General features: G+C 55.9%; 21 protein-coding genes. 7 read left to right on the top strand and 14 right to left on the bottom strand.

What is annotated here, in order from left to right; all coding sequences use genetic code 11:
* Positions 1-379 precede the first annotated feature (379 nt).
* The 6 genes from ENN68_02280 to ENN68_02305 all read right to left on the bottom strand — a co-directional run bounded on the left by ENN68_02280 (position 380) and on the right by ENN68_02305 (position 6,279).
* Positions 380-1,027 (bottom strand): hypothetical protein, encoded by a 648-nt coding sequence (locus tag ENN68_02280; GenBank protein HDS44918.1) that lies wholly within the window; start codon positions 1,025-1,027, stop codon positions 380-382.
* Positions 1,028-1,469: 442 nt separating this feature from the next.
* Positions 1,470-2,153, bottom strand: a complete 684-nt coding sequence (locus ENN68_02285; GenBank protein HDS44919.1) for an MBL fold metallo-hydrolase — start codon at positions 2,151-2,153, stop codon at positions 1,470-1,472.
* Positions 2,154-2,161: 8 nt separating this feature from the next.
* The gene (locus ENN68_02290) at positions 2,162-2,677 is read right to left on the bottom strand and encodes an NAD(P)H-dependent dehydrogenase/reductase (GenBank protein ID HDS44920.1); all 516 of its coding nucleotides are present in this window, start codon (positions 2,675-2,677) and stop codon (positions 2,162-2,164) included.
* Between the two features lie 504 nt (positions 2,678-3,181).
* Entirely contained in the window at positions 3,182-4,330 is a 1,149-nt protein-coding gene (locus ENN68_02295) for a DUF362 domain-containing protein (GenBank protein HDS44921.1), read from the bottom strand.
* 134 nt (positions 4,331-4,464) lie between these two features.
* Complete coding sequence (locus ENN68_02300; GenBank protein HDS44922.1) at positions 4,465-4,818, bottom strand: hypothetical protein; 354 nt, start codon at positions 4,816-4,818, stop codon at positions 4,465-4,467.
* 534 nt (positions 4,819-5,352) lie between these two features.
* Entirely contained in the window at positions 5,353-6,279 is a 927-nt protein-coding gene (locus ENN68_02305) for a cation transporter (GenBank protein ID HDS44923.1), read from the bottom strand.
* Positions 6,280-6,497: 218 nt separating this feature from the next.
* On the opposite strand from ENN68_02305, the gene ENN68_02310 reads away from it, so the two are divergent.
* Together ENN68_02310 and ENN68_02315 are read left to right on the top strand one after the other, a co-directional pair.
* Positions 6,498-7,328 (top strand): CbbQ/NirQ/NorQ/GpvN family protein, encoded by an 831-nt coding sequence (locus ENN68_02310; protein HDS44924.1) that lies wholly within the window; start codon positions 6,498-6,500, stop codon positions 7,326-7,328.
* Between the two features lie 33 nt (positions 7,329-7,361).
* Complete coding sequence (locus ENN68_02315; protein HDS44925.1) at positions 7,362-10,700, top strand: VWA domain-containing protein; 3,339 nt, start codon at positions 7,362-7,364, stop codon at positions 10,698-10,700.
* Between the two features lie 61 nt (positions 10,701-10,761).
* On the opposite strand, the gene ENN68_02320 is transcribed toward ENN68_02315, so the two are convergent.
* The 8 genes from ENN68_02320 to ENN68_02355 all read right to left on the bottom strand — a co-directional run bounded on the left by ENN68_02320 (position 10,762) and on the right by ENN68_02355 (position 16,724).
* Positions 10,762-11,004 (bottom strand): type II toxin-antitoxin system HicA family toxin, encoded by a 243-nt coding sequence (locus tag ENN68_02320; protein HDS44926.1) that lies wholly within the window; start codon positions 11,002-11,004, stop codon positions 10,762-10,764.
* Positions 10,991-11,224: a type II toxin-antitoxin system HicB family antitoxin gene (locus ENN68_02325; GenBank protein HDS44927.1), complete on the bottom strand. Its 234-nt coding sequence runs from the start codon at positions 11,222-11,224 to the stop codon at positions 10,991-10,993. Before ENN68_02325 ends, ENN68_02320 begins: the two co-directional genes overlap by 14 nt.
* A 228-nt stretch (positions 11,225-11,452) precedes the next feature.
* On the bottom strand, positions 11,453-12,133 hold the full coding sequence (locus ENN68_02330) for a PGF-CTERM sorting domain-containing protein (protein ID HDS44928.1): 681 nt from the start codon (positions 12,131-12,133) through the stop codon (positions 11,453-11,455).
* A 1,083-nt stretch (positions 12,134-13,216) separates the two neighbouring features.
* The gene (locus ENN68_02335; protein HDS44929.1) at positions 13,217-14,137 is read right to left on the bottom strand and encodes an MBL fold metallo-hydrolase; all 921 of its coding nucleotides are present in this window, start codon (positions 14,135-14,137) and stop codon (positions 13,217-13,219) included.
* 150 nt (positions 14,138-14,287) lie between these two features.
* Entirely contained in the window at positions 14,288-14,731 is a 444-nt protein-coding gene (locus ENN68_02340) for a DNA-binding protein (GenBank protein ID HDS44930.1), read from the bottom strand.
* Positions 14,732-14,772: 41 nt separating this feature from the next.
* Entirely contained in the window at positions 14,773-14,994 is a 222-nt protein-coding gene (locus ENN68_02345; protein ID HDS44931.1) for a nucleotidyltransferase domain-containing protein, read from the bottom strand.
* An 82-nt stretch (positions 14,995-15,076) separates the two neighbouring features.
* Positions 15,077-15,664, bottom strand: coding sequence for a class I SAM-dependent methyltransferase (locus ENN68_02350; protein HDS44932.1), 588 nt, complete (start codon positions 15,662-15,664; stop codon positions 15,077-15,079).
* 19 nt (positions 15,665-15,683) lie between these two features.
* On the bottom strand, positions 15,684-16,724 hold the full coding sequence (locus ENN68_02355; GenBank protein HDS44933.1) for a hypothetical protein: 1,041 nt from the start codon (positions 16,722-16,724) through the stop codon (positions 15,684-15,686).
* A gap of 769 nt (positions 16,725-17,493) precedes the next feature.
* Here ENN68_02355 and argF point away from each other — a divergent pair.
* The 5 genes from argF to ENN68_02380 all read left to right on the top strand — a co-directional run bounded on the left by argF (position 17,494) and on the right by ENN68_02380 (position 22,778).
* Complete coding sequence (argF, locus tag ENN68_02360; GenBank protein HDS44934.1) at positions 17,494-18,408, top strand: ornithine carbamoyltransferase; 915 nt, start codon at positions 17,494-17,496, stop codon at positions 18,406-18,408.
* Positions 18,409-18,596: 188 nt separating this feature from the next.
* A complete protein-coding gene (gene cdhC / locus ENN68_02365) occupies positions 18,597-20,066 on the top strand; it encodes a CO dehydrogenase/CO-methylating acetyl-CoA synthase complex subunit beta (protein ID HDS44935.1) in 1,470 nt (489 codons plus the stop codon).
* 43 nt (positions 20,067-20,109) lie between these two features.
* Positions 20,110-21,210 carry a polyprenyl synthetase family protein gene (locus tag ENN68_02370; GenBank protein HDS44936.1) on the top strand — a complete coding sequence of 367 codons (1,101 nt, stop codon included), beginning with the start codon at positions 20,110-20,112 and terminating at the stop codon, positions 21,208-21,210.
* A 148-nt stretch (positions 21,211-21,358) separates the two neighbouring features.
* On the top strand, positions 21,359-21,946 hold the full coding sequence (locus tag ENN68_02375; GenBank protein HDS44937.1) for a UbiX family flavin prenyltransferase: 588 nt from the start codon (positions 21,359-21,361) through the stop codon (positions 21,944-21,946).
* A complete protein-coding gene (locus ENN68_02380; protein HDS44938.1) occupies positions 21,930-22,778 on the top strand; it encodes an isopentenyl phosphate kinase family protein in 849 nt (282 codons plus the stop codon). The genes ENN68_02375 and ENN68_02380 overlap by 17 nt, the downstream gene beginning before the upstream one ends.
* The last annotated feature ends 23 nt before the right edge of the window (positions 22,779-22,801 follow it).

Raw genomic sequence — 22,801 nt, forward strand, 5'->3', positions numbered from 1 at the left:
AAACGTTGTATTTAAATAAGCTTCTTTTCCACTCCAGTTTTGTGGGAAAAGAGAGGGGGGGGCATTTTATGGGTATCGAAAAGCTCCAGAAAGCTTATAGGAAGGGGGAACTAAACAAATACGTCCTTCTTTATCCGTTGACCAATGAGCAGCAGTGCAAGCAGCGATACTTTTGCCAGCTCTTCGGTCACCGGCGCATAGAACAGTTTAAGCAATAGTTGTCTCTCGTTCTCCTTCGCTTTCCAGAAAAGAGCGCCGCCGATAATCCCCTCTGACAGGAGCGTTGCAATGATCTGCTATGAAAATGCCCTGCATTGGCTCGACCTTTGTCTTGCGCTATCCGATCGACGTGTTACTCTCTTTCAGGATCTCTAACCGCTCAGGCGCCCTCTACTGTGCGGCCTATGGTCTGCTCCCACTTCTTCAGGAAGTCCTTCGCTTTCGTGCGCGTCTTTGGACTGGTGCTCGCTACTTGCCCGCGAACGAACTCCAGGATCAGCTTCTTATCCTCGTCCTCTGCCGCCTCGACGTACTCGTCGAACGCCTCGATCACGTAGCTCTTTATCAATTCCCGACGCTCCGGTTCATGATGCGTATCGTCGATCCGTAAGAGCCGATCGGTGATCCGCGTTCGCAGTTCCGGCTTTGCGCGGGCGATCTTGCCGGAGTTCAGTGCGGCGTGTGCTGCGGGAATGACGCTCTTATCGTCGAGCAACTCGTAATAGGTATCGAATATCCGCTCGAACTTCTTGCTGGTATCAGCGATAGTGAGGCTCGCGATGAGGTAAATCGCCTGATATTTCAAGTAGGTGTTCTTACTGACGAGTAGCCCGGCGAAGTAGTCCCAATGCGGAAAGAGCACCTCGGGACGCGTCTCGCTGATGCGGAGCAGCGCTTTGAAACTGGGCTCCCGGATTTCTCCCTTCTTCGCGAGAAGGCCTGCCAGGAGCTCAGCAAGTGCCGCTTTATCAGTTACTGCCTTTTCTGCTCGCGGTACCGTTTCTTTCGCCTTCAATTCAGTTGACATTATCGTTAACTTACTCCTGACGAGTACTTATGATAATTTGCATTTGAGGTTTTCCCTCTTCACTTCACCCTTTTGTGTCCGCTCATTCAGATCGGCGGGTCATTGAGCACTGAGCGAGCAAATGTCGGTCAATAACGTACGGACCTACCAGTAGTGCCACGAGCACAAGAATCCAGAGATGTCCTGCGAGGAGGTTGTAATCGTGGAGCAGCCGTGACCATGGATACCTCATGACATAGTGTCCGAAGCAGAACTCGAAGGTGACGCGTGCGTCCGCGAGAAGAACACATACATCGTTGTGAGGAACAGCACAATGGCAGTCACGGTAGTTCGTAGACGGTATTCCGGACCTCGGCATTCAGGATGGCCAGAATGGGGAAGAGCGCCCATACGCCCAGGGCCTGTAGATAGATGCGTTCCATGTTCCATATATCTCTCCTTCTCAGTGCTTAAGGAGTTTTCTGACCGATTCAGGCGTACAGGGCCCGCCATGCCCGAGATAGATCCGCGTCGGCGAGCGGCTCAGCAGCGCGGAGACGCTTGCGCGCACCTGCTTCATGTCCTCGGCGAAGATGGGCCAGCCGGGCTTTTTACGATTGAAGATGGCCGTGAGCAGATCGCCAGCGATGACCTCACCGGTTGATAACAGGACCGATAGGGAGCCTGCCGTGTGACCCGGGGTAGGAATGATCGCGCCATCAATGCCAAAGTCCGTTAAGGACCGTTCACCATCGATGAGGATCTCCGGACCTTTGGTGACGAACTCAGGCACCATCGCGCCTTCCTGTCCGAAGAGGATGAACACTCTCCCCAGGATCGTTCGCGGTAGCAGCTTCATCGTACCGTTCTGAAGCGCTTCGACATCGCGTCGGTGTATCGCAACAGGCGCACCGGTGAGCGCTTTCAGGCGATCCACGCTGCCGAAATGATCGGTATGGCCGTGTGTGAGAACGATGAGTGCAATCTCTTCCGGCGTAATGCCGAGCGCATTGATGGTCCTGAGTATCTTCTGCCCGGTGCCCGGGGTGCCTGTGTCTACCAGGATCGGACGTTCACCGATAACGAGATAGGCATTGATGAACCCGTATGCTATCTGTATGACGCCCTGCTCAGGAATCTTTTCCATCTCTTCGTCTATCCTCTGTCGAGGATCTTGTGATACTCCAGTTCTGATTTTGGTATCGGCGGCTTCGTCTCTGCCGGGTAGCCAAAGGCGATGATCGATTCCACCCTGAAGTTCACCGGTAGTTCAAGCACGTCTTTGACGTACTCTTCCGCAGTTAGGGAGTCATCATGCATCCGGTTTCGTATCTGGATCCAGCATGAGCCCAGTCCCAGACTCTGCCCGGTGAGCTGTAAGATGATCGAAGCGATCGAGCAGTCCTCGATCCAGACGTCCGACTCGGTCTCGTCGGCGCAGATCACGACGCCGAGTGCGGCACCCGTCAGAAAGCTCGAGCCGCTCGGCTTGGCCCGTGAGAGTGCTTTCAGTCTGGCTTTGTCAGTCACAAAGAGAAAGCGCCAGGGCTTGAAGTTACGGGACGTGGGCGAACGCAGGGCAGCCTCCTTCAACAGCTCGATCAGCTCAGGCTCGATTTCCTTGTCCCTGTACTGCCGGACACTGCGCCGCGTTCGCACGAGTTCAAGCATGTTCGATCTTTCCCGGGTCTTCACGTACGTGTAAGAAAGGGCCTGCTACAACATAAAAGGGTGTTACGGGGTCACGCTTAACAAACCCGAGTGGGGGCGAGCTCAAAACGCAGCTTGCGGGTGTTCGATCATGCAGAAGGACCGTGAGTAGGCGAGCATTTGCTCATGACCACGGTAGCAGTCGCGAAGCGGTACGGTAGGAGATAGGTTTTTATGTGCGGCGTGTCATTTAATCGAGCGAGGAGAGGGATACTTATGGGCATCGGGTGGCTTATCGGTTTATTTATTCTTTTTATCGTGCTTTCAGTGCTACTGTTCCTCGTGAAAATATCGATTCAGATACTCAAAATTGTGATTGTTCTCGGGCTTATTGTCTTTATTGTTATCGTCATAGCCCGGCTGCTGGGGCTATAGCACGAGCGGTACTTTTTCCTTCTTTATTGTACCTTATCGGTTCAAGAGACACCTGCGCCGTGCTTCGGCTTCGGTATTGACGGCGTCTGCTCATTTCGCCACCATACGGTACAGGAGACGGTGATGGAGCGTGATCGCGCTTTCAGGACACAACTCGTGACAGCAGTAGCAGCGAATGCACGTATCATCGTCGATACGCGCATGATCGCTGGTGATCGTGATCGCACCTGCGGGACAGGAATCGCGACACGCACCGCAGGCAGTACAGTTTTCTTTGATCACACGCGGCTTCAGCGTCGCCCCGCTCCTCAGCAGTGGCCTGAACACATCCCACCGACCGAGACCCATGCCTTCCGCAACGGTGGCCGGTAGTTTATAACCCGGCACACGCAAGTCTGTCTTTTGGGCACCGATGAGCTCCACCTCGGCAAGCCGGGTGGGAACGAGCCCGCGGCGTTCTGCTTCCATCACCACCGGGTTATGCGTTCGTTCGAGCCCGATGATCTCACTCGCGACGACATCAAGAGCTAACGGATTTCGCGCGCCGATCAGTAAGCCAACGTGCCGGGGTCTTCCCCGTGTCCCGGGCCCGTCGCCTTCCAGACCCACTACGGCGTCCATAATCGAGAGCCTGGGCGCGATGTACTCAGCAAGATCGAGCAGCATCGCGGCAAAACGGGTCTTATCGTTCAGTTTCGCGTGATAGCCCGGCTTGGTCAGGCCAGGAACGACGCCGAAGAGGTTCTTCACCGCGCCCGTCATATGCATAAAGGCGTGCGTCTTCAACTTGCAGAGATTCACCAGCCCAGCTGCGTCGAGCACCGGCGTGATCACCTCAAACCGCTTGATCAACGTCCCCTGGAGATACGAAACCGCGCGATACTGCGTATCGTAATTGAGCTCGAATCCAGTGGTATTCGCGATCCGTTCCAGCCCACAGGCGCGATAAAACCATCCCAAAACTCGCGCGGTATACGGGTAGCCGGGGCCTGAACTGTCCGCAATCACCGGATATGCGCCTTCACGGTTAACCCGTTGGGCCACCGCAGCCACCACTGCAGGGTGCGTGGTCACGGCCTTCTGCGGCTCCGCCGGCAGGAGCAGATTCGGCTTGAGCACGATCTTCTCGCCCGCGGCCACAAACTCGCGCATGCCACCCATCATCGCCAGCAGGTCCGCCATCCGGTCCTCAACCTGCTCGTAATCCGGACAGCGAACGACGAAGACCTGGTTATTCATCGCGCGAATCCGCAAGAAACGGGTTTGTTCGACAGCACCGTAAGTGGCTCATCATGATCTGGTACCTCTTGGCGCACCACAGCAGCATGTTACGCCCATTTTCCTTTGTCAGTACTACGTAATACGGTTCGACGCTAGCGGTGCTCTTTTGTCGCCCAGGTTGCTATGAGATCAGCGAGAATACCGTAGACGATCCCGAATCCAATGAGTGTCAATCCACCGATTGCAGCCCCGTCGACGATCGGACTAATGCTCAAGGCCATCGTTATCACCGCTCCAAAGAGCGCACCGCGCAGCACAGGATGGAGCTTGAGGCCATCCCCGATACCCACCACGAATCCGATGAGCACGCGATTGTACACAATCGCTGCCAGAACGCCTGTGGTCACCATAAACGTCGGATCGTCCATCATAACAGTACCGTAAGCGCAGAATAGCCCGCAGAGCAGGCCGATTACCGTGGCTATGAGTACTCGTCTGCCGTTCATGCTCAGTACATCACTCTATCAACGGTTGTACGGCAGCATAGTAAAGCTATGGGATGCTTACAGTTTGTGAGTGACGCGTCAGCTTCACGGCTACGGCTCAGCGGCCAGCCGACCTCATCTATCCGGCTCTTGCGGAGAGATGCATTTTATCCGGGCGATTCGGTAATCGAATTCCGAACGCCGTGCTTCTGGCACAGCCAGGTCGCGCATTTCGCGAGCTGAGTCGCGGTGCCCGTTGCCGAAGAGTGTCAAGCAGCCAACGAGGACGAAGTCGGCACCGTATTCCTTTGCCGCGCCCGTCGCTTATGGTATCCAGCGCCTCTTCGGTGTCCGAGATAAACGGGAGAACCGATATGAAGTTAGCGCCTGATAAGAAGCCGGCTCGTCCTCAAGGGTTGCGATCGAGGTTGCGATGATAGCGCCGCTTTTTAACGGCTCCCGCAGATCTTCCGGCAGTATCGCGTCGCAACGAAATGAGTTGAACGAATACCTGAGTATTACGGTTATTTTAAGGTTATTGGCCGTTTTCTCGGGTTACCGCTGCGTGATTGTGTAGACCTCATTATTTTCACGGGCGATCTGAATGGTAGACTCAATGATGTGGTACCGCTCGGCGAGATAAGCATTGATACGCGCGAGGAGGTTTGGTAGCTCCGCGGGGTCCGTGGCAGGCTTCACCCTCAGATGCGCGGAAAAGACAAGCATTTCGGGCGTAATCGCCCAGAGATGCAGGTTAAAGAGCTCCGCAATCTCCGGGAACTGGGTCGTCAGGTCGTTCGCAATATGATCCACATTGAGTCCCGCCGGTGCGATTTCCAGTAAGATCCTGCCCGATTCGGTCAGAATCCCCCACGCCCAGTACAGGATGAGTGCGGAGATCCCGATGCTGACCAGCGGATCAAGGATGTTCCAGGTGGTGAAATAGATGATGGCCGCGGCAATGACGATCCCCACGGATGAGGCCGCATCGCCCAGCAGGTGATAAAAGACACTCCGCACGTTGAGATCGCCCGTGGCGCCGCGGAGGATCCCGATGCTGATGAGGTTGACCGCGAGGCCGAGGAGTGCGATCATGAGCATCTGGAGCCCGAGCACGTCCCGGGGATTGAGCATGCGAATTGTTGCCTTGTAGAGGATAACCGAGACCACAAGGATGAGGAAGAGCCCGTTGATAAAGGCTGCTAAGATCTCCGCGCGATAGAGGCCAAAGGTTCGGTGATGGCAGGGCGGTTTGCAGGCGATCTTAATGGCGATGAGACTTATCCCCATCGCAAATGCGTGCGTGAACATATGCCCGGCATCGCTGATCAAGGCTATGCTGTTGGTGAGAATGCCGCCAATCACTTCTATCACCATCACGGCCACCGTAATGGAGAGCGAGAGCAGGAGTTTCTTCCGTTCTACCGTCCGGTACTCAAACAGATGCTCTGAGAAGGCGTTCTTGAGCACGTGGTCTACCATTGTCCTCCCGCCCGTCGGCGTTTAGCACTCCTCCGATACTTACCCATAAGCGCGAACTCGTATATAATCGCCACCCCGGGCAGACTGACGGACTCACAGCGTCAGCGGCTTTTAAAACCTCTGTTGCCGACCATGGCGGGCACTCCAATCGGAGATGCAGCCCGATGAAGTTAAAAAGAATACAAAGGCGCATGACATTCTACTATACATACAGGCATATGGTGATGGAGCCGAACTCGCGGATATTTGAGAATAGCAGCTTCGAGATACACGAGGAGCCGTTCTATTTACCGCAGGGTAACGAGATCGCGCTTTTCGAGGCCGCTTATAAGAACAAGCTCCCCGTAATGCTCAAAGGGCCGACGGGGAGTGGGAAGACGCGGTTGGTGGAGTACATGGCCTGGAAATTGGGCCGGCCACTCTTTACAGTCGCCTGCCATGACGGCTTGAGTGGTAATGACCTTACCGGTCGCTACCTCATCAAAGGCGACGAGGTAGAGTGGATCGATGGGCCACTGCTTATGGCAATAAAAAGCGGTGGCATCGTCTATCTGGACGAGGTGGTGGAAGCGCGAAAGGATACTATGGTCGTTATTCACCCGTTGAGCGATTATCGCCGCTACTTGCTGGTCGAGAAGCTGGGGAAGATCTTCTATGCGCCTGAGGAGTTCATGCTCGTGATCAGTTACAATCCGAATTATCAGAGTGTGCTCAAGGAATTGAAGCCCAGCACACGACAGCGCTTTATCAGTATCGATCTCGGCTGGCCGCGAGAGGATCTGGAGACGGAGATCGTGCATCGCGAGACCGACCTGGACGACGAGACCACACGGCGGTTGGTGAAAGCGGCGAATAAGATCCGGAATCTCATCCATCAGGGGCTCGAAGAGGGCGTGTCCACGCGCGAGCTGGTCTATGCCGGTACGTTGCTTAAGAACGGCGTACCGATGCGTGACGCACTGTCCTCGACGTTGACCGAGCCGTTGACGCACGACGCGGATCTCAAGCGCAGCATTGAAGAGATCTTGAAAAATTACTTCACGCTGTAACTGACGAACGAACGTGAGGTGCGGATTGGACGAATGGTCCTGGATACGCTCAAGCGTGCTCGTGACGAGCGGCACGTGAAGCACCTGCTCAAGGGGCAGTACGAGGGCGAGGAGCTCGATACACTCGCGAGTACGCTCTATCCACTCCGTGACCGCATCGGCGATGAGGGCCTGGAGCAGGTTATCGGACTGAGCAGTCAGCTGACGCGTTATAGTAAGAAGAAGGCGGTTCGGTTACTCGAGCTGGCGCCGGAGATCATCGAACGGTTACTCACGTGTGGCGATGTGGAGCTTGTGCTGCTCGTATACGAGCTTGCCCGGAAGGTTGCAGGTGATACGACCTTTGTGGCTGCTCGGCTGCTCGAGGAGACTCCGGATACGCTTGAGCACGTGCTGCGGTATGGCGATCTGGAGCTGGCGAAACGAGTCGTGAAGCTCTGTCTTCAGGTCGCGGAGGCCCATGGCGGGACTGCCGTTCGGCTGCTTGAACTCAGCCCCGAGCTCATCGAGACGGTCGGGTATGCGGATCTGGAGAAGGTTGCGGATCTCTCTGCCCGTGTTGCGCGTGATAATAGCTTCGTAGCGGCTCGAATGCTCGGCATGAGCGCTGAACTGATCGATCGGCTGGGATACGGCGGCTTACAGGATGTCGTCGCGCTCAGTATGGAGAGCGCGCGTGTTAATCGCTCGATTGCGGTACGGTTGCTCGAGCAGAGTCCTGCGCTTATTGATCGGATCGGTTATGACGGTTTGCAGGCGATCGCGGAACTCAGTCGTCAAGTAGCTCGGTACAGCTGGCGCACCGCGGTAACCTTGCTGGGTATGGGTCCGGAGCTCATTGATCGTGCTGGTTATGCGGGTTTGGAGGAGCTTGCGCTGCTCTGCAGTGAGATTGCGCGTGCTGATAGTTTTGTTGCGGCACGGCTGCTGGAGATGAGTCCAGAGCTCATTGACCGGGTCGGCAGCGACTGCTTGAAGAAGCTTGCGTATCTCACCACCGAGGTGAACAAGGACGACGGCTTTATCGCTGCGAAGCTGCTCGATGAGAGCCCGGAGCTCATCGCGAAGGTGCTCGCTTACGGTGATGATGTGGTACTGACGAGCGTGTATGCGCTGTGCTGTCAGGTATCTGACACTGTCAACTGGCGTACCGCTGTTCGTGTACTCGCGGAAACGCCTGAGCTCGTCAGGCGCTTGCACTCGTACGGCAATGCAGGACTCGTGAAGGACGTTTACGCGCTCTGTAACCGGGTTGCTGCGTACAGCGGAAGTACCGCGGTCAGTTTGCTGGAACAGAGCCCGGCACTTGTGGATCGCGTGGGTTACGAAGGCTTTGCAGAAGTAGCGACCAGAGCGGCTGAACTGACGGGTATCGATGAGGGCCGGGCGACCTCGTTCGTCCGGGGCGAATCCACCGAAAGTGCGCAGTTCATGGAGACGATCGCGCGCGGCCTGGAGCTGAGGAAGATCAAGCATATCCTCGCGACGTATCTGAATGCGCTTCTGGGCTACCGAATCGAGCTCGTGGAAGCGCAGGGGGCATCGACCGACGGTAAGCGGATCTTTCTGCCCGAGTATCTGCAGGAATTCAGCGACGAAGCGCGTAATTTTACGCTCTATAAGGTCCTGGCGACGCATGAAGAGGCGCATCTGGAATACGGCAGCTTTGATTTCGAGTTCAGGGCCGTGGGTCACCTCGCGACGAGATTAAAGGCGAAGTACGGTGAGCGCGTATGGATCGTACGGAGCGACCTGGAGCGGTTCTTTGCACTTTTCCCCGATCAGGCGTTAGCGCGCGATCTCACCACGATTCTCGAGGATTACCGGATTACTGCACGTCTGCAGGCCGAATATCCGGTGCTCGGTGAGCAGATCATGGCAATGAACGGGTACCTGGTGACGAAACGACCGTTGCTTGCAGCGTTGAGCACGGACAAGCAGCGCGCTGTCGAGCTCCTGGGTCAATCCTTGACGGCCGGGTGGACAAAAGAGCCGGTGCCCGTTACAATCGCGGCGATCCTCGATCAGGCGGTATCGCGCAGTCAATTGTTAACCTCGCCAGAGGCCGATGTTCATGAAACGGCACGGGTTGCTGCAGACCTGTATGGCCTGATCGATGAGGCGATTCCAGGGCCGTATAAATCCGTGCTACCATTTTCAGCACCGCTCGATCAATCGAAGGTCGAGGAGACGATCGGCAATTTCAACCGCGCAGCGCGAAAAATAAGCGAGAAACTTGAGCGGCAGGAGCGCACCGGTGAGCAGCAGAGCAGCGTGCAAAAGCCACCCAGACAACTGCACGACGCGCCCGCAGAGCGGTCAGAGCCGCGTGCATCAGAAGAGAGTATCAAACACCTCTTACGCTCGCTCTTCAAGGAGACGGGCATCACCCCCGGGGCGGTCGAATCAGAGATTGACGCGCTTGAGCTGAACCGTCTGAGCGCGTATTTGAGCGAACTCGAGACGATCATTCGCGAGGGTACTGCGCTCCAGAAAGAGCACGGGACGTTCCTGTACCACGAATGGGGTATGGACATCGGCGATTACCGGCCAAACTGGACTCGGGTGCGGGAACGGCAGTTGACCGGAGGCTCAACCGATTTTTACCGCGCGACCGTGCAGAAGTATGGGGGTCTGATCAAGTGCATTCGGCGCGAGTTCCAGATGCTCCGGCCGGAAGGTTTAATTAAGGTGCGGGAGCAATTCGATGGCGACGATATCGACCTCGATGCCGCGGTGCAGTACTTCATTGATAAGCGGCTGCGGCTCTCGCCGTCCGAGCGGAACTACGTGCGCACAGAGGAGCGAACGCGCGATATCGCCGTTGCGTTTCTTGTGGATGTAAGCGGGAGCACCAGCGGGGCGACCCTGACGTGTGAGAAGGAGGCGCTGATCGTGATGTCAGAGGCGCTGGAGGAATTGGGCGATGCGTTCGCGATCTACTGCTTCTCCGGCTACGGGCGCGACAATTCGATCTTTTACACCGTTAAGGAGTTCAAAGACGCATATGATGAGCGAGTCCAGAGCAAGATCTCGCAGCTGCGAAGCCTGCGCTCGACCAGGATCGCACCGGCGATCAGGCATACCACGCTGAAGTTGCGGGGCCGGGAGGAGAAGACGCGGTTGCTAATACTGTTGAGTGACGGCAAGCCGCTCGACCTCGAATATCACGGCGATTATGCGATCGAGGATACGCGGATGGCGCTCCGTGAGGCCGGGCGGTACGGTATCAAATCGTTCTGCATCACGGTTGATCGCGAGGCTGCGGAGTATCTGCCGCGAATGTACGCGAGCAGCCGCTGGGTCGTGATTGATGAAGTGGCCAAGCTGCCGAACAAGATCACGCGAATCTACCGGCTGTTCACAACGTGAGTAGTACGTTGAGTACCTGCTCGCTTCTGCTTTACCCTCGGTTCAAGCGCCTTTTGTAAAGTTACCCGTAAAAGTACGGCCTAAGTTCTTCTTCAGGAATGTATCGCACGACCTGCCTGAAAATGGCTTTCAGCGTCCCTTTATCCAATTCATCATGCAACGGAATGGTTAAGGTTTGCTTCGTTCCATCCGATAGAATTCGCTCCAACTTTACGTGGCTCCCGCGTTGTGACACCGTCTCAAACCCGCGTTGAGCAAGTATCTTCACAACCTCCCTACCGCGGAGCGTCTTAAGCTTCGGCATATGCAGCAGTTGGGAGTTCAAAGTTGACCAAAATCGAATAGTTAGGGAGAATATCCCACTCTGCGATATCTTCCCCTTCGAGGTGGAGGCTGATAGCTTCCTTTACATTCTCTGCTACTTCATCCAGGGTTTTCCCCTGCGTTACGACGGGTAAATCAAGACATTCAGCAACGTAATACTTTTCACCTTTGTAAATTTTTACCTGGATAATCCGTCTCATACTTACCCGTAGGTCACGACGATATTTAAACTTGCCTTGGCTCTCCAAACCCCGACTGCTCCCTCAAATGGAGCGTAAAGTCACTTCTCTTCTCGCATTTCCAATTTTCTTGTGTATACGCTCGCTACTCAGTGACAACGTATTGGAGCGGTATCGACCTTAGCGGGAGTACCACGCACAATTCAGGTCACGCAATCGTGGGGGAAAAAAGGAGAAAGGCGGGCTTCATTAAAGCCCTCTTTTTATGATATACGCAACGGCGAGTAAGCCTGCGATTGCTAATGCCACTCCGAACCCCGGTTGCGTCGGTGTCGGCGTTGCTGTTCCGGATGGCGATGCAATTGGTGTTGGTGACGGTGCTGGTGTAGGCACGGGCGTTGGCGTCGCTTCAGGCGTTACTGCAGGGGTGACTTCAGGTGCACCGCCAGTCTCAATGGTAATAACTTGCTCTGAGAATCTCGGGATGTTACAGAGCATCTGGAATGCATTATCCTGTGCGAGCCACCAGCACTGCGGACTCTCAGTCTCGTTGTATAACCGGTCGAGGTTCATCGTTCGATTCATGAGCCGGTCATTGAGCCGAACCTGCAACCGGTCAGGGTCACCTACGTTAAATGACCTGTTATCGAAGTTAATGCCAACCAGCGTGCCGGTGGGTTCAGTGGATTGTACCCGGATCCGCAGTCTGTTCCGGTCAAAGTGATCAGCCCAGCAGGTGATGCCGGTACGGTAGTTCACGGGACTATACGTGGACTGATTGCCGATGGCGATCTCGCAGCCGAATCGACCTGTTGCGACACCGCGGGCCATTATTCTGTTTGCGGACCGCCACATCTCACGGTACGGGCCAGAGCCAATCGGGAGATTGACCGCTCCTGTTCTAACGACGACCATGCCGCCTGCGGGCATATCTGCTCGTACCGTGTCTTGCTCAATGGTGAAGGTTACAGCGGTGCCTTGATAGTAAGAACTGAGGATATACGCGGTTAGCTCCTCTGATTCGATCATGATACCGCCTTCGATTTCACCTGCCGTCACCCCGTCGGATAACTCGAATACTGCTTCTGCTGCTGTGCTGGCCATCAGGTTTATGTTACCGCTTGGATTGTCGTGGATCAGGATAGTCTTTGATGCATCGTCTCCAATGACCCGTGTTACCGTTCCGGTTGTTATGTTCTCTTCGTACTGGAAGTTTTCGAAGTAGATCCGATCAAAAACCGGGAAGCCGCTCACACTGTAGTCGATCACCGCGCCGTCAGAATCTATCTCGAAGTTCACATATTCGCCCAGCAAAAAACCGGCGCTGTGCATAAAGCCAAGACCGTGCATGCCACTGCCCTGCCGCATTTCCCGAGCGTACTGATACCGTTCCATAGGATCGATAGGCCCCATTGGGCCCCCGGGACCCATGGTACCGCCCATCTGCGCCTCTGCGGCTATCGTACACAGGACTACCAACCATAACAGAACTGCTACGGTTTTCCTCAACAACGTTTTTTCACTCCCCTTCCTTCTATCCCTCTCCGTCCTCACAAACCCACTGCCGTAAGGTGGATGGGTATACATAAGGCATTTTAAGCTAATCAAACTTCCGGCTCATCAAAATCCTGCATGCGATCGTTTTTTTAACCCACACGCGGAATGACGCGCCCGATGCGGTCTGGTATACGCTTTTCTGATGATGACACGGCCAATCAGCTCGATGGCACAGGAACCGGTGAAGATGGTAAGGTCACGTACGTTAAGATCCCCGTTCGAGATTCTTGAATATATCGAGTAGTGCAAGAAGGACGCCGGCGCCTATTAAGCGCTATCCGAGTAACCGGTTATCACCCAGAACAATTCCGGAAATGACGAGTAAAAGGTCAACCATAGCATATTTAGAAGGGTGCGGTGGTCTCTTGCTTTTTCCTGTTACCCGTGCTGCCCGGGGCAATGAGGGCTAAGACGACAAGGGTTTAGGCACTGTACAGCGGACGCAGCCATCGTGCTTCATTTCCCCCTCTCGGTTCCCAGCGTCTGATCCGTCTTCTTTCGCGGTTCGCTTTCCTTTTGTATCGGCTCATACGCCATGGCACGGTGTGCTTCGATCGTCCTCGCAACGAGTGGGTTTGCGCTCGTTGCGGGGAGCCCTAACGCGTCAAGAACCCGCGCGCATAATTCCTGGGCATTCAGGTCTGGGTTGTCTGCGGAGACCGAACTAACCGCCTTGTGGATGCGGTGCAGGTAATTTAACCCATCATCCAGTGCCTGATATGCCTGATCGCCGATTCGAGGTTCATCCCATGCGGAGAGCAAAACCTGTATTCCATCACGGGCTCGTAACCGTTGTATGGATCGCGCGGACGCGGCGGCATCATCATAGATAGGTACGTCGCCCGGGCGCGGCACCGCGTCGCCGGAGATAAGCGCGTGATCCTCGTCAAGCCAGAGCGAAATCGAGCCCTTCGAATGGCCCGGCGTGTGGAGCACTGCCAAAGTAAGTTCTTTGTCCAGATTTAGCACCTCGTTATCCTCAAGCACGTGGTCGACCGCAACGGAACCACCGACGAGAACATGAAAGTTGGGGATCGGGCGGTCCTGGAATTGCTGTTCCACATTCTCGATCCACGGCCGATCAGCGCGATGCGCCGCAACGGTACAACCGGTTACCTGTTGTATGGCTCGTGCAGCGCCGATGTGATCTGGATGGGCATGCGTGAGCACGAGCGTGGCGATCTCGTCAGGCATTCGACCCGTTTGTTTCAGGTAATCGAAAATCACCTGCTCGGAACCGGCAACGCCGCTGTCAATGAGGCAGATCGTGTCGCCATAAATAAGATAGACGTACACGAATCGTTCGATCCTTGTGCCTGCGGGAGCGGTCAACTGAAAGGGAATCTTTAGTGCATGAATATGCTCGGTGACGTGCATTTGTTACTCCATCACACGGGAGATATACTCTCTCGAATTGAAAACTTTTTGCCAAAATTAACACTCTGAGCTGTTCTATCAGTCAACTCGAACATAATTTTTCCGTATAACCTTTATTTTGTTCTGCCCACTTTGTGTGTACTCTAGCTGCTATGGCTCCAGCAGCTCGAAGCCCGTCTCCTTATCCATCAATCGTTGAGCAGTGGTATCTATCAGTTCGAAGAGGATAACCTCCAGCACGTGCCAGACCTTCACGCCGCAGCGCACGCAGCCCGTTACCGCTCGGTCGTTCCGCCCGCCAGCGATATGCATGTGCAGTACGGGCTTACCGTCTTTATCCGGGAAGATCGTGCCGACGCCCGCGATCTCGTGGACGTCCTCTAAAACATGCTCCATCGGGATGACCGGCTTGCTTCTTCCTTCTTCAGGACCGACGACTAATTTACTGCCTTCGTCGGCGCCGCCAACCGCGATAACGGCTGCTGCGGTGATTGCATGGTCAGCAGCGAAAGCTTCTATGGTCTCGTGGACGATCTCGCCGTCTTCGAGCCGGATAACGAAAACGCGGCCAAAACGGGCCTGGGAGTATTTCATGGGTGGTCAACTTTATACTGTTTACGCCAACACTTCTTTCTTCACAGGAGCATCACCTGTTCACGCAAAATCCGGTCTTTGAGGTACGTAAGCACATCCACCTGCCGCTTTACTGCGTTCGGAGATCCAGTTGCAATCCTGCGAGAATCCGCCGTAGCTTCGCCGCGTGCGAACGAGCCGAAAAGGGCAGCTTGCTTCACCTCATGCTGCTTCACTACGGCAATAAGTGTCTTCTTTAGTTCTTTGAGTTGCTCCTCGCGCATGGTTCACCATAGCACGCCGCAGGTTAAATCCTTTGCCGTTCGTTCGAGTAGCCGCTGTGGCATCGCGAGTATTTGGTACTGTTCACCACGTTGCCGTCTCTAATATGACCCGTTCAAAGACCAGTATCCGCCCCTTCGTGTGTGTATGGCTGAACCCAGAAGCTTCAACTTCCGCGATCATCTTCCCCGCAGACCCGCGGGTCTTCTCGAACGCGAGGTTACCGCCCAGCTTCAGGACGCGGTAGAGTTCTGTGAGCAGCACGTCCAGCCCACCGGCGATGTACCGCAGCCCGAAGAGGAACGCGAGATCGATGCTGCTGTCCGGCAGCCCGGTCTCAGCGGCATTTGCAAGCAGCGGCGTCACGTTCTTCACACCGTCCGCCGCGATCTTCTCCTTCACCCGCGCGATCGCGCGTGGATGCACGTCAATCGCATAGACGACGCCATCCGGCCCCAGGAGTTTGGCGGCAGGGATGGTGAAATATCCCGGGCCACAGCCGACCTCCAGCACGTGTTGACCTCGCGTCAGTCCCGCGGCCGCCAGGAGCTTGTACGGATCCCGGAAATAGTGCAGCAGCCGGTTCTCGTGCATGAGCTCGATCATCCTGTAGGAGAAATCCGACCGGTGTCCCGGGGTATGCCCCTGCTGTCTGCTGCGTCTGTTGCTCATGGGTCTGTACGGTCAGTCGTTAATCCGACCTGAAATAGTCTTTCAGCGCAAGCGCCAGCTCCTCCGGCCGTTCCAGAACAATCGCCTGCCGCAGCAATAGCGGCATGTACCACGAGTCGATATTGAGGTAGTTTGGCCGCGGATTGGGCCGTGCGAGGATCTGCAACCCGGAGAGAAAGCATGTATTTCCGCTCACCATGCGGCCGGAATAGAGGATGAAATTGAATGCGGCAAAGCCATGATCTCCGTAGTACTGCAATACCGCCGCGAGCCCGTTTGCCAGGCTCAGTACGTCCTCTGACGTGAAGGTCATGAAGCTCGGTTTCCTGACGATCGCGCGCACCTCACAGAAGCCAGCAGGCGCGAACGGCACATACCAGTACACATCGCCCGACCGCTCTATTTCCCGATCCTTATTCGCAGCCATCAAGTCCAGCCAGTAATTACCCGCTTCCTCCTTCTCGTACTGCTCTGACGCCTGAATGAGCCCTCTGACCGCTTCGAACGGATGCTGCTGCATCGAGAGCTGCATGTGGTAGTGTATCAAACTCGCGCCGGCGGGTGGCAGGTAATTGCCGCCGATCACGGGGTACACGAGCTGCTCATTCTTGCGATAGGCTTTCGTGATACAGTCGAGCGCGGCCTGGAGGAACCGGGTAAGGAGCGCAGGCTCGCACGCGTTGAGCGGGAGATGGTGCAGCTCAGGCGAGGTAATCACGGCCTCGAAATCAGTCCGCGGGTACAGGTTCGGGAAGACGCGGACGTCGTCAAGCGTGATGGTCGGTTCGTCGAGCTGCGCGGGCGAGAACGTCGCAGCTACCTGATCGATGAGCGGGCGGCAGAAGGGGCAGTTCGCCCGTGAGGCCGCAATCAGCTCCGCTAACCACGCATCATCACGAACACTGTATATTTCCGTCCATTTTTCCCGTAAATGCGGGCACAGAACAGAGAGACGCGCGGTCAGCGGATCCCAGCGATACTCGAGCTCGTGGTGCGTGATGGTGCCATCCGCGGCCTGGACCTCCACCGTTTTGCGCTCACTTCTGAACGTTATCGGCATTTTCCCTCCCCATTGTCATGAGGGCGTCTTTTTATTTATACCTCCTCATTCAGTCAGAACCATAACCTCTCGATATGCTCTCTATCCATACTTACCAGATACCACGGTGATATTCTGCCGTCATTCGCCGGTAGTAACGCGCAGCTATCCGGTCGTTTCTGAAGTCTTCCGGGATTTTGCTCTCTCTCTGCTTCATGATCACAATTCCCCTCCTGTGTATCCTTATGTGCCGTACTGATCATGGTCGTACATTCTCTGGAAGACTCGGCAGATCACCAACCCCAGCCACAACCTGAGATCCTTATCGCTTTTCGCCTTCAGTAAGTACAGGTGCCACAGGCCGCCCTCTCACTGGTTCGTCACAAACCATTCCAGTGCTTCCTGTAGCTTCGGCTCGTCCGGCCTGAACCCCAGGAGCTCACCGGCGGCCCGTGCCGCGGCTGTCGCCCGGTAGGTTTCTTGCGCGGCGAAGGATCATATGTGACGACGGTCGCGTAAGATCAGGCGCCAGGTTGCGGAAATCATCGCGGTCACGTCCAGCCGGGCACCCGCGGTTCTCAGGGGAAGCGCCCAGCTGCCGTCATCATAGTGCAGACGATCCAACCATTCTGTCATGTTCACTGCTACGTAGGAGAATGCGGGTCGGTTAGTTATAGATAGCAGAAATCGTGCATCGTCACGGGCTCCGCAGCTTCCTCTGGTTTTGTATCCGTGGTCGTGCGCGCAATTAACGCCTTTTATTTATACCCGGTTCACCCTATCCCTACGTATGAATCTCATCTCGATCTTTGACTTAACGCCTGCCGCGCTCGAAAAGATCCTCGAACGCGCGCACGTGCTGAAACGAGCGAGGAGAGCGGGCATGAAGGTAAGCACCGAGCTTACCGGGAAGACCCTGGCACTGATCTTCGAGAAGCCCTCCACGCGCACCCGCGTCTCGTTCGAGGTGGCGATGCGCGAGCTGGGTGGGCATGTGCTCTCGCTCTCGGCGAGCGAGCTCCAGTTGGGGCGAGGCGAACGGGTGCAGGAGACCGCGAAGGTGTTCTCATCATACGTGGACGCGGTGATGATCCGCGCGTACCAGCACGCTACGGTAGAAGCGTTCGCGCAGTATGCTGCTATTCCCGTGATCAATGGTCTGACCGATCTCGAGCATCCCTGTCAGATTCTCGCGGATCTCATGACGATTCAGGAGTACAAGCAGCGATTACAGGGCGTGACCGTGGCGTGGTTCGGCGACGGGAACAACGTCTGCAACTCGCTCATTGGCGGTGCGGCACTGACGGGCATGGCGGTTCGTGTTGCGTGCCCGGCGGGCTACGAACCCGCGGCGGCGCTCGTGGAACGAGCACGGAGCATAGGCTGCGATGTACAGATAACCCAGAGCCCGGAAGAAGCTGCTACGGACGCTGATGTGTTATATACCGATGTCTGGGTCTCTATGGGCGACGAGGCCGAGCGCGAGCAGCGATTACGGGATATGAAGCGCTACCAGGTGAACGAGCGGATAGTGGCGCATGCAAAGGCCGATGTGCTCGTGATGCACTGTATGCCGGTCCATATAGGCGAGGAGATGACCGAGGACGTCCTGTATTCTGCGAACTCGGTGATCTTCGAAGAGGCTGAGAACCGGCTCCACGCGCAGAAAGCGCTCTTATCACTTCTCCTTTCACCGGAGGTTTGAACGAACCGCGTGCGTGTGCTTTGTTTTGCTTTATCGACCCCCAGAATCCTCGCGCTCCCGGTGATGGTGGCTATGAATGATGTGGTCCCGTCAGTACACGCCGTGAAGAACTTGAAAGATTTTTAAAACGCTCGCGCCCTTTACAGTTACACAGCGGGAGAGAGGAATAGAAGATGGCCGAGCCAGTGATGGATGAGGGATTCCCGTTCGACATCAATCCGATGTATGAGGGCGAGCGGGTACGGAAAGCGGGCATGTTCGTTGAGCTGGGCGGACCAAGCAAGCCGAGCTTTGAGCTCGTGCTCTTCGAGCCCGAGCCCGATAAGATCACCGACGGTGAGGTGACGCTCATTGGCCCGGATCTGCGGGATATGGAAGAAGGTGGGCAGTACCCGTACGCCATGATTTACCGGGTCTACGGGGAGCAGATCGAGAAGGATCTTGAACCGGTGATCGAGCGTCGGAACCACGAGTTCCAGGGCTATTTGCAGGGTTATATGCACCTCAACCAGCGCTCGGAGGTATGGGTCAGGATCAGCAAGGATGCGGTCAAGAAGGGGTTGCAATCACTTAAGCAGATAGCAAGGGCGAGTGTGATGCTCTTCAAGGCGGAACTGCCGTTCATCGAGAAGATGGAAGCCACGTATATCACCGATGAGGGCGAGGTACTCAAGCGGCTGGAGGAGGCGAACAGGATCTACGAAGCGCGCGATCTCCGGGTACGGGACCTCCACGACGAGGATGTGGACGAATTTTATCAGTGCACGCTCTGCCAGTCGTTTGCGCCAACGAACGTCTGCGTGGTCGCTCCTGATCGAACCGCGCTCTGCGGTGCGATGAACTGGTTTGACTCGCGTGCTGCCGCGCGCGTGGATCCTGAAGGCCCGAATGCGCCCATACCCAAGGGCGACTGCATCGATCCGATAGGGGGGGAGTATACGGGCGTCAACGAAGCGGCCGTGAAGTTGTCAGGCGGCGAGTTCAATGCGATCAAGCTCCATTCGTTCCTCGAGCAGCCGCACACCAGTTGCGGGTGCTTTGAGGTCGCGGGTTTTTATATTCCCGAGGTTGATGGTATCGGCTGGGTGCATCGCGGCTCCCAGGTTGCAGATACGCCGATCGGGCTGCCGTTCTCTTCGATTGCGAGCTCAGTTGGCGGCGGCAAGCAGGTCGAAGGGTTCCTCGGCATCGGCATCCAATATTTCTACAGCCCCAAATTTATCCAGTACGACGGCGGCTGGCAGCGGGTGGTCTGGATGGCGTCCGATCTCAAGGAGCGCGTGCGGGATGCTATACCCCCGGAGCTGTGGGACAAGATCGCGACCGAGAAAGAGGTAAAGAACATCGAAGAGCTGCGTGAGTTCTTACGGACTGCTGAGCACCCGGTGATGACGGGTGTGGTGCGCGCGGCCGACGGCGTGCAAATTACGGACGGTTGGGCTGCTCCTGCAGCGGTTGCGGCCGTGGCGGATGCGGGAGTTGCGCGTGCTCCAGAAGCAGAACTATCGGCTGGGGCGCTATCGGAAGCAGGAGCGATCTCATCGGTTTCGCTCGCGCAGGTGCTGCAAGCAGGTGGCGCATCGCCGGTGACCATAGTCCTCAAAGATGCGGATATCCGGATCGGAAAGATCATCATCAAGAAGCGCGAGGCGAAGTAGCCAGGGAAGTTATTTATAGCAAACGTTATTATACAACAGGCTCGTGAATAGCAGAGGTGGGGTGAGGACAATTACAGCTGATATAACCGATCTCCTAGAACAGTACCAAGAGCAGATAAACGCACGACTCGCGTGGTTCTTCGATGCTAAGATCGAGGAAGCGTCCGGTATTTCGAGGCACACGCGCGACGTGGTTGCCAGCGCGAAAGAGTACACGCTGCGCGGTGGTAAACGGCTCAGACCAATCTTCTGTATCTACGGCTACAAATGCCTGCGTGCGGATAACGAAGAGGCCATACTCGATGCGGCCATCTCGCTCGAGCTGATGCAGAGCTATCTTCTGATTCACGATGATATTATGGATGAGGATGAGCTGCGCCGCGGCAACAGGACTTTCCATATCCTCTGCAAGGAGCTTTGTGAGCGCGAATTTGGGGTAACGAAGGCGCATAAGTTCGGTGAGAATGTCGCAATAGTAGGTGGTGATTTATTGGAATCGTACGGCGCGGAGGTCTTAGCCACCTCGTCATTTAAGAGCGAGTATGTTCAGAAGGCACTGGCAGCGTACGCGAAAATCGTGAAGAACGTCGGTTACGGCCAGATCCTGGATCTCACGGCAGAACGTAAGGGTAGCTTCAGCGAGGATGAGATCCTCACGATCCACCATTTGAAGACCGCGAGCTACACCATCGAAGGGCCGCTCCACATTGGCGCGCTCCTCGCTGGCGCGACTGAGGCGGATTTGACTGTGCTCAGCACCTATGGCATCCCGCTGGGCCTGGCGTTCCAGATTCAGGACGATATTCTCGGTCTGTTCGGTTCGGCGGGTAAAACGGGCAAGCCGGTGGGCTCTGATATCCGCGAGGGCAAGAAGACGCTTCTGATCCTGCACGCGCTGGAGCGGTGCAGCGAGGCTGATAAAGCGGTCATCTTGAACGCGTTGGGCAACGATGCGGTGACGGATGGTAAGATCGAAGCGGTTCGCGCGATCGTCAGATCGACCGGCTCGCTCGAGTATTCGAAGGCGCTGGTACGAGAGCTGATCGAAAAGGCCGTTGCGACCATCTCAGGCTCCCGGTTCAGGGCCGAGGCGCAGGCGTTCCTGGTGGCGATTGCGGATTTCATTGGAAGACGGGATTACTAACAGAGCATTCAGGAATGTCGTGGTGGGTGGTCTTATTTGAAGGTCATGCATATGTTTTTTTCCCGGGTGCCGGTAAATAGAACCCAAAGTAACTTTTGCCGTGAGGACTTATTAACACTACTATCTCTGCAGGTGGGGTGCTTCACAGATGCGGTTAGTGGTGGGGGTTACGGGCGCGAGCGGCGTCATTTACGCCAAAAGACTGCTCGAGGTATTGAACGATACGGGCGTGGAAGTCGATTTGATCGTTACCGAGCCGGCGGCCTACCTGATCGACTATGAGCTTGGGCTCTCGTGTGCGGACTTTGCGGCACTCGCAACGACGCGGTGGGATATCGCGGACTTTGCGGCGGACATTGCCAGCGGCACGCAATCTCGCGACGGGCTGATCATCATTCCCTGCACGATGAACACCGTGGCGAAGATGGCGCACGGTATCGCGGATAATCTGCTCCTGCGTTGCAGCGAGGTGATGCTGAAGGAGAACCGGAAGCTTGTTATCGTGCCCCGGGAGACGCCGCTGCACGAGACGCATCTCGAGAATCTGCTCAGGCTGAGGCGGAGGGGCGTCACGATTATTCCACCCATAACCGCGTTTTATCATCACCCGGCGACGATCCTCGAGATGGTAGATTATATCATCGCCAAGATCCTTGACCAATTCGCCATTCCCCACGAACTGATCGAGCGGTGGCAGAAGCCAGAAGGAGGTAGCGCAGATGATGACTCACGCTGACCAGCATGAGTTACTCTTTGTCAAGTGGGGCGGTTCGCTCATTACGGAAAAGAGCGCACCCTTCACCCTCAACTACGGGGCGGTCACGCGGCTCGTGAAGGAGCTTAAGGACGCGCTTGAGGCAGATGCTCAGTTGCAGGTACTGATCGGGCACGGCGGTGGCTCGTTCCCGCATCCCGTTGCGCAGAGCTACAGGACCGGGGAGGGTTTCATCCAGGATACCAGCGTACGCGGGTTCGCGTTATGCCAGAATGCCGCGTCAACCTTAAATCGGCTCATTGTGGACCTCATGACGGATTACGCGATTAATGCGGTCTCCATCCAACCGTCGGCCTGCTGCATCACCACGAATGGTACAATCGTTGAATTCTTCACCCAGCCCCTGGAGGCTGCGCTCGAGCATGGTCTTGTCCCGGTCATCTTTGGTGATTGCGTCTTTGATACCGCGCGGGGTTGTGCAATTGTAAGCACGGAGCAGCTCTTCCTGCACTTAAGTGCTCTGCTCCAACCGGCGCGCGTGCTGATCCTTAGCCTGGTGAATGGTGTTTATACTGCTGATCCGCACAAAGATACGAGCGCGCGAATCATACCGGAAATCGAGCTTGAGCAGCTCGCGGATATCGAGGGCTATCTGAGCGGCTCGTATGCTGTGGATGTAACCGGCGGCATGGCGAGCAAAGTAAAGGAGCTTGTCAGGATCGCGAAGTGCGGTATTGAATGTGAGATCATGAGCGGAGCGCCCGGCAATCTGAAGCGAGCGTTAGCAGGCCAGCGCGGTATTGGCACCTGTATTAACCCGGTACAGAGACGTGGGCGTATAGAAAAGCTATAAACGAGGAGTACCAAGAGACTTAC

It is taken from the genome of Methanomicrobia archaeon, from assembly GCA_011049045.1.
Taxonomy (GTDB): Archaea; Halobacteriota; Syntropharchaeia; order Alkanophagales; family Methanospirareceae; genus JACGMN01.